The organism is Nonomuraea sp. NPDC050536 (genome assembly GCF_044457685.1).
Lineage (GTDB): Bacteria > Actinomycetota > Actinomycetes > Streptosporangiales > Streptosporangiaceae > Nonomuraea.
Genome location: NZ_JBITHD010000010.1, coordinates 250,404 through 266,282 on the forward strand (window position 1 = coordinate 250,404; position 15,879 = coordinate 266,282).

The 15,879-nt window shown below is 70.8% G+C and carries 14 protein-coding genes; 10 read left to right on the forward strand and 4 right to left on the reverse strand.

Features of this window, described 5'->3' with window-relative positions:
* The first annotated feature begins 25 nt into the window (after nucleotides 1–25).
* The 10 genes from ACIBHX_RS27570 to ACIBHX_RS27615 are packed head-to-tail and all read left to right on the forward strand — an operon-like array spanning nucleotide 26 to nucleotide 11,178.
* A complete protein-coding gene (locus tag ACIBHX_RS27570) occupies nucleotides 26–2,278 on the forward strand; it encodes a xanthine dehydrogenase family protein molybdopterin-binding subunit (RefSeq protein ID WP_397070160.1) in 2,253 nt (750 codons plus the stop codon).
* Complete coding sequence (locus ACIBHX_RS27575) at nucleotides 2,275–2,886, forward strand: (2Fe-2S)-binding protein (RefSeq protein WP_397070161.1); 612 nt, start codon at nucleotides 2,275–2,277, stop codon at nucleotides 2,884–2,886. Before ACIBHX_RS27570 ends, ACIBHX_RS27575 begins: the two co-directional genes overlap by 4 nt.
* Nucleotides 2,886–3,806, forward strand: coding sequence for an FAD binding domain-containing protein (locus ACIBHX_RS27580; protein ID WP_397070162.1), 921 nt, complete (start codon nucleotides 2,886–2,888; stop codon nucleotides 3,804–3,806). The genes ACIBHX_RS27575 and ACIBHX_RS27580 overlap by 1 nt, the downstream gene beginning before the upstream one ends.
* Complete coding sequence (locus ACIBHX_RS27585; protein WP_397070163.1) at nucleotides 3,803–4,777, forward strand: LLM class flavin-dependent oxidoreductase; 975 nt, start codon at nucleotides 3,803–3,805, stop codon at nucleotides 4,775–4,777. The genes ACIBHX_RS27580 and ACIBHX_RS27585 overlap by 4 nt, the downstream gene beginning before the upstream one ends.
* Nucleotides 4,774–5,874 (forward strand): NAD/NADP octopine/nopaline dehydrogenase family protein, encoded by a 1,101-nt coding sequence (locus ACIBHX_RS27590; RefSeq protein ID WP_397070164.1) that lies wholly within the window; start codon nucleotides 4,774–4,776, stop codon nucleotides 5,872–5,874. The genes ACIBHX_RS27585 and ACIBHX_RS27590 overlap by 4 nt, the downstream gene beginning before the upstream one ends.
* Nucleotides 5,875–5,897: 23 nt before the next feature.
* Nucleotides 5,898–6,986: an amidohydrolase family protein gene (locus ACIBHX_RS27595; protein ID WP_397070165.1), complete on the forward strand. Its 1,089-nt coding sequence runs from the start codon at nucleotides 5,898–5,900 to the stop codon at nucleotides 6,984–6,986.
* A complete protein-coding gene (locus ACIBHX_RS27600) occupies nucleotides 6,983–8,233 on the forward strand; it encodes an ABC transporter substrate-binding protein (protein ID WP_397070166.1) in 1,251 nt (416 codons plus the stop codon). Before ACIBHX_RS27595 ends, ACIBHX_RS27600 begins: the two co-directional genes overlap by 4 nt.
* A 7-nt stretch (nucleotides 8,234–8,240) precedes the next feature.
* Nucleotides 8,241–9,179, forward strand: a complete 939-nt coding sequence (locus tag ACIBHX_RS27605; protein ID WP_397070167.1) for a carbohydrate ABC transporter permease — start codon at nucleotides 8,241–8,243, stop codon at nucleotides 9,177–9,179.
* Entirely contained in the window at nucleotides 9,176–9,985 is an 810-nt protein-coding gene (locus ACIBHX_RS27610) for a carbohydrate ABC transporter permease (RefSeq protein ID WP_397070168.1), read from the forward strand. Before ACIBHX_RS27605 ends, ACIBHX_RS27610 begins: the two co-directional genes overlap by 4 nt.
* Entirely contained in the window at nucleotides 9,982–11,178 is a 1,197-nt protein-coding gene (locus ACIBHX_RS27615) for an amidohydrolase family protein (protein ID WP_397070169.1), read from the forward strand. Before ACIBHX_RS27610 ends, ACIBHX_RS27615 begins: the two co-directional genes overlap by 4 nt.
* Here ACIBHX_RS27615 and ACIBHX_RS27620 read toward each other — a convergent pair.
* The 4 genes from ACIBHX_RS27620 to ACIBHX_RS27635 form a co-directional block, all read right to left on the reverse strand.
* Nucleotides 11,175–11,780 (reverse strand): YitT family protein, encoded by a 606-nt coding sequence (locus tag ACIBHX_RS27620; protein WP_397070170.1) that lies wholly within the window; start codon nucleotides 11,778–11,780, stop codon nucleotides 11,175–11,177. The two genes, ACIBHX_RS27615 and ACIBHX_RS27620, sit on opposite strands and share 4 nt — an antisense overlap.
* A gap of 54 nt (nucleotides 11,781–11,834) precedes the next feature.
* A complete protein-coding gene (locus ACIBHX_RS27625; RefSeq protein WP_397070171.1) occupies nucleotides 11,835–12,602 on the reverse strand; it encodes an SAM-dependent methyltransferase in 768 nt (255 codons plus the stop codon).
* 64 nt (nucleotides 12,603–12,666) lie between these two features.
* Nucleotides 12,667–14,940, reverse strand: a complete 2,274-nt coding sequence (locus tag ACIBHX_RS27630) for a CBM35 domain-containing protein (protein ID WP_397070172.1) — start codon at nucleotides 14,938–14,940, stop codon at nucleotides 12,667–12,669.
* Nucleotides 14,941–15,017: 77 nt separating this feature from the next.
* Complete coding sequence (locus tag ACIBHX_RS27635; RefSeq protein WP_397070173.1) at nucleotides 15,018–15,803, reverse strand: alpha/beta fold hydrolase; 786 nt, start codon at nucleotides 15,801–15,803, stop codon at nucleotides 15,018–15,020.
* Nucleotides 15,804–15,879 lie beyond the last annotated feature (76 nt).

Below are 15,879 nucleotides of genomic sequence, written 5' to 3' on the forward strand. Positions count from 1 at the left end.
CCTGCCCAATCCCCCCTCGAGCCCCGTGGAGAAGCAGGTCGGCAGGTCCGTGCCGGGCGGCCAGGCACGCGAGATCGTCTCCGGAAAGCTCGAATACGTCACCGACCTGCGGCTTCCTGGCATGCTCCAGGGTGCGGTACTCCGCTCGACGGTTCCGCACGGGCGGATCGTCGCCATCGACACCAGTGCGGCCGCCCGGATGCCCGGCGTCCGAGCCGTGATCACCGGCGCCGATGTGCCGTTCAACCAGCTTGGCCCCACGGAGGCCGACGGCCCGGTGCTGGCCGACGAGCGGGTCAGGCAGGTCGGCGAGGCGATCGCGCTGGTCGCGGCCGTCGACGCGGGCACCGCCAAGCGCGCCGCCGAGGCCATCGAGGTCACCATCGAGCCGCTCCCCCTCGTCGCCGACCCGCACGCGGCCTTGGACGAGCGGTCACCCCGCCTGCACGACGGCGGCAACGTGGCGGGCAGCATCGGGTTCGCCTCGGGTGACGTCGAGCGGGCGCTCGGGGCCGCCGGCCTGGTCGTGGAGCGCGCCGTCGGCACCGGCGCCCAGGAGCACGTCGCGATCGAGCCGCCCGGCGGGGTCGCCCGGTGGGAGTCCGGCCAGGTGACCATCTGGTGCGGCTCGCAGAACCCCGGCCTGCACCGGCGCAAGGTCGCCAGGGCCCTGGCCGTCGAGCTCGACGACGTGCGGCTGATCCCCGGCCCGGTCGGGGGCGCGTTCGGCGCGCGCAACGACGACCCGATGCCGGTGTTCCTCGCCCTGCTCGCCAGGGCGGCCGGAGCACCCGTCCACTTGCGCATGACCCGCGAGGAGGTGATGGTCGCGGGCGCCAAGCGGCATCCGTTCCACACGCGGATCCGGCTCGGCGTCAACCGCGACGGCACCTTCGCGGCCAGCGACATGCGCGCGCTCGCGGACACCGGGCCGTACATCACCTCCGGGCCCAACGTGCTCAAGACCTCCGCCGAGATGTCCGTGGGCCCGTACCGGATGCCGGTCGCCCGCTTCGACGGCCAGGTCGTCTACACCAACAACGCCAACGCCGGCGCTTTCCGCGGGTACGGCGTGCCCCAGGTCGCCTTCGCCCTCGAGACGGCCATCGACGAGGCGGCAGCCGTACTGGGCCTTGACCCGGTGGAGGTACGGCGGCGCAACCTGCTGCGCGGCGGGGACAGGCACGGGTTGTACGGCCACGCGGTGACGGCCGGGCTGCGGGCGGTCGAGACGCTGGAGGCGGCCGCGTCGGACGAGTGGTGGACCTCGCGCGAGGAGTGGAAGCGCGGCGCGAGGTGGCCATGGCGGCGCGGGACAGGCATCGCCCTGGCGATCAAGGGCGTCGGCCTCGGCAGCGGCCGTGGAGACGCGGCCCGCGCCCGCCTGATCGTCGACATTCACGGAAATATCCGGATCTGGGCGGGCCCCAACCACACGGGCCAGGCCATCGACGTCGCCTACCAGCAGATCGCCGCCGACATCCTCGGCCTCCCGCCCTCGCGCGTCACCGTCACGGTCGGCGACACCCAACTGGTCCCCGAATCGGGCGCCACGGCGGCTTCTCGCAGCATGTACGCCGGAGGAGCCGCGGTAGCCGCCGTCTGCCGCCAGTACCTGGAAGCCGTCGCCGCGGACGGCGGTGTGGGGGCGGCGGCGCTGGTCGCTCGGGGGGAGGCGGAGTTCGAAGCGACGTTCGTACTGCCCGACGTGGCCGACCCGGGGATGATCGAGGCCGAGCGGCTGGGGACGTACGCACCGCACCTGGTGTACGGGTGCTCGGCCCAGGTCGTCCGCCTCGAGGTGAACGAGCTGACCGGCGAGATCCGCGTCGAGGGTGTCGTGTGCGCCGTCGACTGCGGCACCGCGATCAACCCCGGCGCCGTGATCGGGCAGGCCGAGGGCGGGGTGGCGCAGGGGCTCGGGCTGGCGCTGATGGAGGAGTACCGGCTGGACCAGGGCGTGCCCGTGACGCGCAGCCTGGAGACGTACCTGATCCCGACCGTCAGGGACGTCCCCGAGATCCGCACCCACCTGGTCTCAGGCGACGAGCCGACCGGCCCGATGGGCGCCAAGGGCATGGCCGAGGTCGTGATCGTCCCCACGGGCCCCGCCGTGGCGGCAGCCGTAGCGGACGCGACCGGCGTCCGCCCCGACCGCCTCCCCATCACTCCCGAACGCCTCCTCCACCACCTCGCCAACCGCTCCTCGCAGGGTCCACGCGGCACCACCCCACAGAAGCCCCCGCCCTCAAGCACGGGAAACGGAGGTGGGCGATGAAGGTCAATGGGACGCCTGTCACGCCGCCGGATGGGCAGGCGCGGCTGCTCGACTACCTCCGCGACGACCTCGGCCTGACCGGGGCCAAGGAGGGCTGCGGCATGGGTGAGTGCGGCAGTTGCACCGTACTGCTCGACGGCGTCCCGGTGTGCTCGTGCCTGGTGCTGGTGTGCCAGGCGGAGGACGCCGAGGTGACGACCGTCGAGGGGCTGCCACCGTCGCCCGTCCAGGACGCGTTCGTCGACGGGCAGGCCGTGCAGTGCGGGTTCTGCATCGCGGGCATGGTCGTCTCGGCGTGCGCACTCCTGGACCGGCACCCCGACCCCACCGACGACCAGATCCACGCCGCCCTCGAGGGCAACCTCTGCCGCTGCACCGGCTACAGCTCAATCCTCCGCGCAGTCCGTACGGCAAGCCAACCCACCCACCCCAACCCAGCAACCCAGCCAACCACCCCCCAGGGACCGGCGAGGCATGCAGACACGCATCAGGCAGCAGGGGGACAGGCACGCGCACGACAGGAGGCGGCGAGGCAAGGGCCGGGTGGTTCGCGTGCGGCGGGGTCCGGGGTGGCGGGGTCCGGGGCGGCTGAGTGGGAGGAGGCGTGATGCGGTTGCGGACGAGGGGCGACGTGGATGGCAGGGATCCGGGGGTCGCGTTGCTGGCGGGTGGCACGGATCTGCTGGTGCAGCGTCGTGCGGGCACCCGGCGAGGGCCGATCGCCGACATCTCGGGGCTGAGCGACGCTCCCCCGCCGGTCCAGGTGCTGGACGGCCTCATCCGCCTCTCGGCCGTTGCTCCGCTGTCCGTCCTGGAGGACCACCTCGCCGTGCTGGACGGGTCAGCCGCACTCATGGCGGGGTTACGGGCGGCCATGCGGGTGTTCGCGTCGGGTCAGATCCGGAATCGGGCCACGCTGGGCGGGAACCTGGCGAACGCCTCCCCCGCCGCCGACTGCGTTCCTCCGCTCGTCGCCGCCAGCGCCATGCTCAGGCTGCGGGGTCCCGACGGATCGAGGGTCGTGCCCGTGGACCGCTTCGCGACGGCCCCGGGCCGTACCGTCCTGAAGCCAGCCGAATGGATCGAAACGGTCGACATCCCAACCCTCACCATCGAGCCAACCGACACCCTGAGCACCGCGAGCCCCCCACCCAGCCCAAGCGAGACGCCCGGTAGATCGGGCGGCGGCGATGAGGTGTGTGGCGGGCTGAGGGTGGTGAGTGGGTTCAGGAAGGTGGCCGGGCGGCGGGCGTTGGCGATCTCTGTGGTGAGTTTGGCCTGGCAGTGGACAGCTGACAGCGACGGGACTCTGTCGGATGTACGGCTGGCCGCCGGAGCCGTCGCCCCGACCGTGATCCGGTGCCGCAACGCCGAGCGGGCCCTCGAGGGCCGCGTCCCCACCCCCGACCTGGCCGAGGCGATCCAGGAAGACATCGCACCCATCGACGACCTGCGCGCCTCGGCGGCCTACCGGCGGGCGGCGCTCGCCGGGGCCCTGTGCGAGGCACTCATGAGGAGGAACCCGTGAAACGGACAGCCACCGTAAGGCTGGACCGCCCCATCACAGCAGCGGCGACCCTGGCGAAGACCGCCGAGGACCTGGGCTTCGACGGCGTCTGGGTGGCCGACCACTACTTCCACCGCGACGCCACCCCGGCGCTGGCCCTGATGGCGGCCGCCACGGAGCGCGTCACGCTGGGCACCGCCGTGGTCAGCCCGCTGCTGCGCCATCCGGCCCTGCTGGCCAGCTCGACGGCCACGCTCAACGAGGTCTCGGGCGGCCGGTTCGTGCTGGGCCTGGGCGCGGGCGGCTACGAGTTCGCCAGCGAACTGGCCATCCGCCCGCGCAGCCCGCTGGGCCTGACCAGGGAGGCGGTCGAGATCGTCCGCGGCCTGCAGGACGGCAGGGCCGAGGTCGAGGGCGAGACCTTCACCACCAGGGGCGCGCTCCGCTTCGCGGCAGGCAGGAGCCCGATCTACCTGGCCGGGCGCGGCCCGAAGATGCTGGCGCTGGCGGGCGAGATCGCCGACGGCGTGATCACCCACGGCCTGAGCAGGGACCACATCCGCTACGTCAAAGATCACGTCAGGAGCCACCCCGAGGGGCAGGCCAGCGGGCCTGCTCAGGAGCGCGTCGAGGGTCCGGCTGTGGTTCTCATGCTTGACGTCCAAATCGACACAAATCCGGAAAAGGCGAGGGACGCCCTCCGACCCCGCTGCATGGCCATGGCCGGCGGCGCCTACGCCGACGAGCTGATCGAGGTCTACGGCCTCGACCCGGACGACGTGGGCCTCCTGAGGCAGGCGCTGAGGCAACAAGACAGAAGGCCCGAGCTGGTGACCGACCAGATGGTGGACGCCTTCTGCCTGGCAGGGCCCCCTGAGCACGTGGCCGAGCGGCTCGAGGAGTTCGCCGAGGCGGGCGTGGACGAGGTGATCCTCTCCGTCGCCGGAGGCGAGGAAGACCTGATCGACCTGGCGAAAGCGGTGATCCGATGAACGACTCCGTCCTCGTGCTCGGCTCCGGAGCGGGCGCGCTGTCCTGCGCGGTGGAGCTGTCGCTGGCCGGGCGGCGCGTGACGCTGGCCGACCTGCCGCGCTTCGCGGCCAACGTGGAGGCCGTCGCCGCGGCGGGCGCGATCAGCCTCAAGTGCCCGTGGCACGGCGAGACCCGCGCCCCCGTGGCCGCCACCAGCACGGACCCGGCCACGGCGATCAAGGGCGAGCGACTGATCGTGGTGTCGGTGCCGGCCTTCGGCCACGACACGTTCGCCCGGCTGCTGGCCGACAACGTGGAGGACGGCCAGCAGGTGCTCTGGGTCGGCGAGGGCGGCGGCGCCCTCACGCTGGCCGCGGCGCTCCGCCACCGGGACGTCAAGGTCGACATCGCCGAGACCAACAGCCTCCCGTACGGCGCGCGGGTCCGGGGCCCGGCGCTCATCACGGCCTCACGGAAGGCGGGCGGCACGCTGGTCGCCGGGCTCCCGGCGGGCAACGGGTTGGTCGAGGTGGCCTGCCAGGTGTGGCCGTGGCTCTCCCCCGCCGAGAACGTGTGGGAGACCACGCTGCTCAACTTCAACGCGATCGACCACGTGCCGCCGATCCTGTGCAACCTGGGCGCGATCGAGGGCCGTACCGGCTCGTTCCTGCTGTGGGGCGAGGGCGCGAGCCCGGCCGTGTCGCGGATGATCGAGCGGGTGGACGGCGAGCTGCTCGCGCTGCGCGGGGAGCTGGGCCTGGCCAACACGGCGGGGTACGCCGACTACCTGGTGGCCCAGGGTTTCGCGCCGGAGCGGAAGCCGACGCTGCACGAGACGCTGCAGTCGTCCAGCTTCGCCGCCAGCACGTTCGCCTGCGGGCCGAAGGCGCTGGAGAGCCGCTACTTGACCGAGGACGTGCCGTACGCGCTGGTGCTGATGGCCTCGATCGGCGACGAGCTGGGCGTGCCGACCCCGACCATCGACAGCCTGATCCATCTGGCCTCGATCGCGGCCGACACCGACTTCGCCGCCCAGGGTCGCACGCTCGCCGACCTCGACCTCGCCGGGGTCGGCCGCGAGGGGCTGCTCGCAGCCGCTGCGGAGGGCCGATGGTGATAAATCACGACAGAAGCACCGGGATGATCACCCTTCCCGGTCTGGTCAACACCCACGATCACCTTCGCTCGCTGCTCCCGATGACCAGGCGCGCCGACACGGCGGGGCTGGCGGAGATGATCAAAGCGGGTCAGGAGGCGGGCGCGGCGGCCACGGCGGCGGACTACCGGGCGCTGACCGCGCTGGCGGCGGCCCGGATGGCCCTGTCGGGCGTCACCACGGTCGTCGACCACGTCTATCCGCTGCACGACCCGGACATGCTGGCCGCCGTCGCGGCCGGGCACGCGGACGTCGGCATCCGAGCCCGCCTCGCCTACGGAATCGTCAGGACCGAAGACGTGGCCCGTGCCGAGGCGGCCGCCCAGGACATCAAGAACATCTACCTCGCCCCGGTCTCCATCAGGCAGACCGGCGTGGAGGGGTACCGCGCCGCCGTACAGGCTGCCGACAGGACGGGCCTGTGCCTGTACACGCACGTCGCGGAGACGGCGGACGAGGTGCGAAACTGCGCGGCCGAGCACGGGAAGCGGCCGGTCGAGCTGCTGCACGACCTGGGCTTCCTGCGGCCGGGGACCGTGCTGGTGCACTGCGTGTACCTGTCGGAGCGGGAGATCGAGCTGCTCGCCGAGACGGGCACGGCGGTGGCCTACTGCCCGACCAACCACCTCAAGCTGGCCAAGGGGTTCGCCCCGATCACGAAGCTGCGCGCGGCGGGGGTGCGGGTCGGGCTGGGGATCGACGGGATGACCGACCTGTTCACCGAGATGCGCCAGGCGGTGTACGCGCAGGGCCAGGCGGCGGGCAGGCCGGGCGCGCTGACGTCGGAGGAGGCGTTCCTGATGGCGACTGAGGAGGGGGCCGCCGCCGTCCAGGCCGACACGCGCGCGGACATGGTGACGCTGCGGCCGAGCGTGGCGATGCGCCCGCTGGTGGATCCGCTGCAGGCGGTCGTGCACAGGGCGCACGGCACGCAGGTGGTGGACGTACGGATCGACGGGGAGTTCGTGGTGCGCGGCGGACGGCTCGCCCGCGCCGACGAGGAGGAGCTCGGGGAACGGGCGTGGCAGGTCACACGCGATCTGGCCACGAGAACAGGAAGGCGGTTCCCATGAACGCAATCAGCCGTCGCGGGATGCTCAAGGCCACCGGCGGTTTGGCGGCGGCAGCCGTACTCACCGCCTGCGGTGACAACAGCGCCCCCAAGACCGGCCAGAGCGCACTGACGCTGTGGTCGTCCACCACGTTCGCCACCGACGCGCTGCGCAAGGCGGCCACCGAGTACGGCGGCAAGAACAACGTCGCCATCAACGTCCAGGGCTTCCCCGCCAACGACCTGACCAAGAAGATCATGACGGCGCTGGCCGGCGGCGGCGGACCCGACCTGATCATCGCGGACGTCTCGTCGATCCCGCAGCTGGGCGCGGCCAAGATGCTGGTCGACGTGACGAGCAGGCTCAAGCCGACGGCGGCGGAGTTCTTCCCCGGCAACGTCGCGGCCGCCACCTTCAAGGGTGCGACCCACGCGGTGCCGCTCGACACCTCCAACGTCGCGCTGCTGTGGAACAAGAAGCTGTTCGACAAGGCGGGCATCAAGCAGGCGCCGGGCACCTGGGACGAGCTGCTGTCGACGGCCAAGGAGCTGACCGGCGGCGGCCAGTACGGCTACATGCTCGGCGCCAAGGGCTACGGCTCGTTCCTGTTCTGGCCGTGGCTGTGGCAGAACGGCGGCCAGATCCTCGACGACGCGGGCACCAAGGCGCTGTTCAACAGCCCGGAGGGCCAGGAGGCGTGGAACTTCTACGCCGGACTGCACCTGACCCACGGCGTCGTCCCACCCACGTTCCTCGGCGTCACCCAGGCCTGGGACCAGTACATCCAGCCGCTCCTCACCGAGAAGGTGGCGATGCTGGCCATCGGCGACTGGGGCCTGGCCCCGATCGCCAAGGGCAATCCAGGTCTGCAGTACGGCGTGGCCGCCCTGCCCAAGGGCAAGCAGGCGGCGACGGTCCTGGGCGGCAACGCGGTCGGCGTCACCAACGCGTGCAAGAACGTGGACGCCGCCTGGGGATTCGTGTCCTGGCTGACCGGCAAGGACCAGGAGAAGGTCCTCGTCGACGGCTACAAGCGCATCCCCGCCCGTACCGACGTCACCGCGCTGACCGGGCTGGACGAGGCTCACCAGATCTACGTCCAGCAGGCTGCGGAGGCCAGGCCGCGCCCCGCGGTCACCGCGTGGGGTGACATCGAGTGGCAGGTGATGGCCGACGCCTGGGACACCGTGATCCAGAAGAAGAAGTCCCCTCAGCAGGCACTCAACGATGCCGCGACCGCCGCGACCCAGGCGCTGTCGCGGGGATAGAGGCCCCATGGCAACCACCCACGCGAAGGAGCCCACGACCGCCGCCCCCGCTCCCGCCCGGCCCGCCCCGCGCGGGCCGCGGCGGGGGTGGCGGCCGTGGGCCTACCTCACCCCCGCCCTCGTGCTGCTGGCGGGGGTGCTCGGCTACCCGGTGCTCGACGGGCTGTGGACCAGCTTCAACCACAGCGTGATGACGCAGCCGGGCGCGGACGAGTTCACCGGCCTGGACAACTACCGGGCGGTGCTGTCGGATCCCGAGCTGCTGACGGCCCTCGGGCACACCGCGCTCTGGGGTGCCGCCAACCTGGTGCTGCAGCTCGTGCTCGGGTTCGCGCTGGCGCTGTTGATGCACCAGAAGCTGCGCGGGCGCGCCTTGTTCCGCAGCGTGGTGATCATCCCGTGGGTGGTGCCGTCGATCGTGGTGGCGCTGGTCTGGCGGTACCTGCTGGATCCCACGTCAGGCCCGCTGAACCAGCTGCTGATCAAGGTCGGGCTGTTCGACCAGTCGCCGCAGTGGCTGTCGGACGAGAAGCTGGCGATGCCGACGCTGATCCTGCTCAGCACGTGGAAGTGGACGCCGCTGGTGGCGGTCATCCTGCTGGCCGGGCTGCAGACGGTGCCGCGCGAGCTGCACGAGGCGGCCATGCTGGACGGCGCGGGCCGGGTGCAGCGCCTGAGGTACGTGGTGATCCCCGGGATCAGGACCTCGATCGCGCTGGCGTCGCTGCTGACAGTGGGCTACTCGGTCAACAACTTCAACGGCATCTGGATGTTCACCAGGGGCGGCCCGGCCGGGGCCACGCAGACGCTGACCACGCTGGCCTACCAGTTCGCCTTCACCGAGTTCGACTTCGGCAGGGCGGCGGCGGTCGCGATGATCCTCTTCGCGTTCCTGCTGGTGCTCAGCACCGTCTACTTCTACGTCGTGGAGGGGCGCAAGCGATGAGGACAGTCCGCTACGTGGGGGCGCTGCTGGCGCTGGTGCTGTTCGCCGGGCCGTTCCTGTTCATGGTGATCTCGTCGTTCAAGCAGCCGCAGGAGCTGAACGGCGTGGTCAACGACTTCCTGCCGCAGTCGGCCCACATCGGCAACTACACCAACCTGTTCGGCTCGGGGAACTTCCCGCTGTACTTCCTGAACAGCGCGATCGTGGCGCTGGTGACCACGCTGCTGGCCCTGTTCGTGGCGATCCTGGCCGGATACGCGCTGGCCCGCTTCTCCTTCGCCGGGCGGCGGCTGCTACTGCTCGCGGTGGTGGCCATGCAGATGTTCCCGGCGGTGCTGATGGCGATCCCGCTCTACAAGATCCTGCGGACGCTGGGCATGCTGGACGCCCGTAGCGGGCTGATCCTCGTCTACGTGACGTTCGCGCTGCCGTTCTGCATCTGGATGATGCGCAACTACTTCCTCTCCGTGCCTGTGGAGATCGAGGAGGCGGCGCTCATCGACGGGTGCGGGCACTTCACGGCGCTGTGGCGGGTGCTGCTGCCGCCGGCGCTGCCCGGGGTCACCGCGGCGGGCGCCTTCAGCATCATCCTGGTCTGGGACGAGTTCCTGTACGCCAACACGTTCGTCAACAGCGACGAGCGGCGCACGCTGTCGGTGGGGCTCGACTCGCTGATCGGCGAGTACACCACCGACTGGGGCCAGCTGCTGGCGGGCGGCGTGCTGATGACGCTGCCCGTGGTGCTCATCTTCGCCTTCCTGCAGCGCTACCTCACCCAGATCGCGGGCGGCGGGGTGAAGGGATGACGCTGCTGCGCGGTACGGTGACCGGCGACGTGCGCGTGGTCGACGGCATCGTCACCGAGGTCGGCTCCCTCACGGCGAGGCCGGGCGAGCCCGTCGAGGATCTCGGCGGGCGGCTCCTGCTGCCCGCCTTCGCCGAGCCGCACATCCACCTGGACAAGGCCTTCACCTGGGCGCGCACCGCCAACCTCGGCGGCGACCTGGCAGGCGCCATGTCCGGCTACTCCCGGGTGGCGGCCAGCCCGTCACCGGAGGACATCAGGACCCGGGCGCTGGCCGCCCTCCGGCTGCTGCTGTCCGCGGGCGCCACGGCGGTGCGCTGCCAGGTCGGATGCGGTCCGCTGTCCGGGATCACCGCGATCGAAGCGCTCGTGGAGGTCCGGGAGAAGGTGGCCGGGGTCGTCGACCTGCAGATCGTGGCCCACGCCGCGGTCCCGCCATCGGGTGCGGGAAGGGCGGGCGGGGACGATCGAGCGCACCGGGCACTGCTGCGGCGGGCCGTAACCGCGGGGGCCGATCTGATCGGCGGGAACCCCTTCCTGGAGGCGTCGCCCGAGGCGGCTCTGGAGGCGTGCTTCGAGGTCGCCGCCGACCTGGGCGTGGGCGTGGACCTGCACGTGGACGAGACCACGGACCCGTCCGTGCTCACCCTGCCCGACGTGGCGAAATACGCCCGCGAGCACCCCTGGCCCGTCACGGCCGCGCACTGCGTGTCGCTGGGCAGCCAGCCGATCGAGCGCGCCAGGGAGATCGCCGGGGACATCGCGGCGGCCGAGGTCAGCGTCGTGACGCTGCCCGCCACCAACCTCTACCTGCAGGGCCGCGAGGACCGGCGGCGCGGCCTGACCGTGATCGACGTGCTGCGCGAGGCAGGCGTCACGGTCGCCGCGGGCTCGGACAACGTCCAGGACCCGTTCAACCCGACGGGCCGCTGCGACCCGCTGGAGACCGCCTCGCTGCTGGTCACGGCCGGACATCAGGAGCCTTCCACCGCGCTGGCCATGGTGTCGGCCGAGGCCAGGGCCCTGCTCGGCCTCCCTCCTGCGGGCCTGGCGCCCGGCATGGTGGCCGATCTCGTGGCGATCCGCGCCGACGGCCCGCACGACACGATCGCCACAGCGAGCGCGGATCGCATCGTCTGGCGGCGGGGCCGCGTCGTCGCCCGCACGGAGGTGTCAGGTGAAACCGCGATCTAGTCCGGCACCGGGGCCGGGCGCCGGGCGCACACGCGCATCGCCACCTGCACCAGCGGCCCGATCGCGACGGTGAACACCACGGTCCCCAGCCCGATCGACCCGCCGAGCAGGATCCCGAGCACCAGCACGGTGGCCTCGATGAGGAACCTGCTCAGCCGGATCGAGATGCCGAAGCGGGCGGAGATCCCGGTCATCAGCCCCTCACGGGCCCCGGCCCCCAGATCCGGCGCGAGATAAAGCCCCTGCCCGAACGCGAATATCACAATTCCGCCGACCATCAAAAGGCCGCGCGCCCACCATTCGTGCGCGGGAGAGGAGAGCGCGAGCACCCAGTCGATGACAATTCCGGCGACGAATACATTGAGAATCGTCCCGATATTGGGCCGCACTCGGAGCGGCCACCACGGAATCAACGCCACAATGGTCACCAGAATGACGACGGCGCCGAAACTCAGGCCCGTGTGGTCGGCGATTCCCTGATGCAGCACGTCCCAGGCCCCTAATCCCAGGCCGGACTGGATGAGCATGCCGATTCCCACGCCGTTCAACGCCAGCCCGCCGACGACCGTGGAAAGCCGGGTGACGATTTCCAGGCGCGCCATCAAACACCTCACACATAGCCGGACGCTCCCGGAAAAATTACCATAAATCCGGTTTTAGTGGGGGACGGTTCCCACGGCGCCGAGAACGCCGACCGCTGCCGGGTCGGGAATTTCCTCCGTGGAATGCCACCGCTGTACGGGCACGATTCCCGGCGACACCAGTTCGAGCCCGCCGAACCATCCGGCCAGATGCTCCGCGCTCCGCCCCACGGCCCCGCCCGCGTACGTCCCGGCGTACACCGCCCGCCCGCGCCGCCGCCCGTCGGGGGCCAACTCCCCCGCGTTCCCGTGCGAGACCGCCAGGCAACTCCCCGGCACCAGCGGCCGCCGCAGCGCCGCCACGATCCCGGCGACCTCGGCGTCGTCGGGGAAGAAGTGCAGGATCGCCATCAGCAGCACCGCGACGGGCCGCCCGAAGTCCAGGTACTGCGCCGCGTCGGCCAGGATCCGCTCGGGATCGTGCAGATCCCCCTCGACGACCTCGGTGCGCGGGCTGTCGGCCAGCAGCGCCCTGCCGTGCACGAGCACGACCGGGTCGTTGTCCACATAGACGACCCGCGCCTCGGTGGCGACCTCGTGCACGTTCTCCCGTGTCGGCAGCCCGGTCCCGAGGTCGAGGAACTGGTCGATCCCGGCCGCGGTCAGGTGGCGGACCACCCGGCCCAGGAAGGCCCTGTTGGCGCGCGCCATCTCCGGCGCGTTCGGGATCACCTCGAGGATCCGGGCGGCCGCGACCCGGTCCGCCGCGTAGTTGTCCTTCCCGCCCAGGAAGTAGTCGTAGATACGGGCCACGCTCGGAACGCTCGGGTCGACGCCGTGCATGCGCGCACGATACGGCCTGCCGTACCGGCTCAGATAGAGGTACGGCAGGCCGCGTACATGAGTGTTAACCGATAGTGATCCGGTCCAGGTTGGGACCCCCGTTAGCGGTGGTGGCCGTGGCCCGGATTGTGTTGGTTCCGGCGTTGAGCGGGACCGTCAGGGTAGAGGTGGCCCAGGTGTCCCAGTTGGCCGTCGGCGGGAACGAGCGGCCGGCCGAGACGACCGTGCCGTTGACCGCGATGTCCATCGGCCTGTCGGTGGTGGTGCCGTTGGCGTAGCGCAGGGTCAGCGACGCGTTGCCCGCCTGGGCCGCGGTCACGTTGAACTCCACGTAGCCGCCGGCCACGTTGTCGTAGTTGACGAAGCCGGTGCCCGTGAAGCCCGTGTGGTTGGACTCGACGACGCCCTGGGAGATCGTGGCGTTCTCCGCCTGGTAGTCGACGGGCGCGGGACCGGCCGGCTGGACGTCGAGGTAGTCCAGGTTGGGCCCGCCGTTCGCGGTGGTGGAGACGAGCTTGACCGAGTTCGCCCCGGCGTTGAGCGGCACGGTGACGTCGACGCCTGCCCAGGTGTCCCAGTTGGCCGTGGGCGGGAACGGGAGTTCGCCGACCGCGGTCCCGTTGACGGTCAGCGCCATCGGGCGGTTGGCGGTGGTGCCGTTGGCGTAGCGGATGGTCAGCTTGTAGCTGCCGGCCGCGGTCTGATTGGCGTTCCACTCCACGCCGGAGCCGGCCACGTTGTCGCCGTTGACGAACCCGGTGCCGCTGAAGCCGGTGTGGTTGGACTCGACGACGCCCTGGGTGATGGTGGCGTCCTCCGCTTCCAGGAACGTCGACGGGGTGCCGCCGCAGCTCTGGGTGGAGCCGGTGGCGCTGACCCGCAGGGCCCCGCCGGCGGTGTTCTGGCTGTTGGCCACGCAGTAGCCGGTGATCGACTGGAAGACCATGTCGCTGGGGCTGTTGCTGCCGCGCTCGGCGGTGAAGTGGTCGAAGGTGACCGTGCTGCCCGTGTTGGCGATCACCGCGGGCCGGCAGTCGTTGGCGTTGAACCGCACGGAGCTGCCGGTGAACTTCACGTCGTGCGCGTTGTGGAGGTACCAGCCGTAGGACGGGCGGGTGCCGATGCTGTTGGGGTTGTAGTCGGTGGAGTTGTTGCTCGGCACGCCGGTGCCCATGCAGGCGCCGCCGCCGGGCACGGTCAGGTCCACGTTGGTGAAGGTGACGTTGCGGATCCGGTTGGTGGTGCCGCTCTCGCCCCACAGCGTGGCGGTGAAGTTGGCGCTGCTCTGGCCGGTCGAGGTGACGTTGTCGTAGGTGATGTTCTCGATCCGGCCGATGCCCGGGCTGTTGCCGCACCTTCGCCTGGTGCCGATCTTCTCCATGATCGCGCTGCGCACGTTGGACATCGTGATGTCGCGGTAGTGGATGTCGGTGATGACCGACCCGTCCATGGACACCATGCCGAGCCCCGACTTGTTCGCCCCGGTGATCGTGATGCGGTCGAACTGGTAGTCGGTGAAGTTGCCGCAGGTCTCCGAGCCGAACATCAGAGCGTTGCAGCAGCCCGCCGACAGGTGCGAGTCCGAGACCCTGACGTGGCCGTTGCCGTAGGTCTGGCCGAGCGCCCAGTCGCTCTTGAACACCAGCGCGTCGTCGTTGCCGGCGATGTCGGCGTTGGTGACGGTCACGTTCTGCGCGCTGATCACGTTCCAGCCGTCGCGGTCGGAGGCGGTGTCGATCCGCAGATGGTCGGAGGTGATGTTGTCGCACGCGTTGGTCAGCGCGGCGAAGTGGCCGCCGCGCCGCAGCGTGATGCCGCTCAGCGTGAGCCCGTCGCACCGCGTCAGCGAGATGATCTTGTCGGCCTGTCCCGAGCTGGGGTTGCCTGTGATGAGGTGCCCGCCGCCGTCGATGGTGCCCGAGCCGACGAAGCCGATGTTGGTGAGCCGGTCACCCCAGATCATCGCGTTGTGGAAGTGGCTGTGGCCGTAGTCCTGGTAGTTGTCGTTGGGGTTGGACTCGGGAGCGTCGTAACCGCTGCCGGAGGCGCCCATGATCGTGGAGCCGGCGTCGAGCTGGATGGTGACGTTGCTCTTCATGTGGATGGAGTTGGCCGACTTGTAGGTCCCCGCGGGGAACTCCACGATCCCGCCGCCCGCGTTGGCGGCGGCGGTGATCGCCGAGTTGATCGCCGCTGTGTCGTTGGAGGACCCGTTGCCGGTCGCACCGTAGTCCTTGACGTTGAAGGTCGCCGCCGCGCCGGCTGGAGGCGCGGCCATGGACAAGGCGACCAGTGTGGCGGCAGCGAAGCACGCGGCTGCCTTCCGTAAGGCGCTCATGAACTCAAGCTAAGCCGAGAGATCCGATGTTAGAAGGCCCAAATACCAGCTAATATCGGTTGCAGTCGCAGGTCCCGCTACAGACCTCCGAGGTTCAGGAATTCCAGTACGGCAGGCCCCGCGACCGCACGGAACTCCTCGAAGTAGGCGTGCCGAGCCCCGGGGATGAGCCGCAGCGAGGCGTTCTGGATCCGCTCGGCCAGCAGCGGCGCGTTGGCCGCCGGGTTGAAGACGTCGTCACCGCCGTGGATGACCAGCGTCCGGGCCTTGATCCCGAGCAGCGCGTCCCAGCTGTCGTGCCCGGCGCTGGCGGCCAGGTGCCGCCCCCGGGCGTAGGCCGGCATGCCGGGGTCCCCGACCGTGTTGTGCGGTCCGGGGTGGGTGGCCAGCCAGTCCGGCGTGTACATCAGCTCGAGCAGGACCCGCTGCGCCGCGGCCCGGTCCGGCTGCGCCAGAGCCTTCCTGATCTCCTGCGACCGCTCGACCCCGTGCCGCCCGCCGGGCGAGGTGCAGCCGAGGACCAGGGCGCCGACCCGCTCGGGATGGTCGGCCGCCAGCCACTGGGCGACCCGGCCGCCCATGGAGGTCCCGTAGACGTGCGCCCGCTCCACGCCCAGGTCGTCGAGCACGGCGATCGCGTCCTGGGCGAACCCGCGGGTGCTGTAGGGCACGTCGGGCTTGTCGCTGTCGCCCGTGCCCCGGTAGTCGAAGGTGATCGTCCGGTAGCGGGTCTCGAATTCGTCCCTGACCCCGTCCCACCAATGGTGGGAGTTGGCCTGGCCCGGCAGCAGAAGCAATGGTTCCCCGGCGCCCTTGACCTGGTAGGACAGCTCGACCGAGTCCGCGGTGATGGCGTGTGGCACGCCAAGAATGCTGCCTTACGCACCTTGTTGCCCGGCCGGAGGCCCTACAGAATGACGTTCTAGAACATTTGGAGGT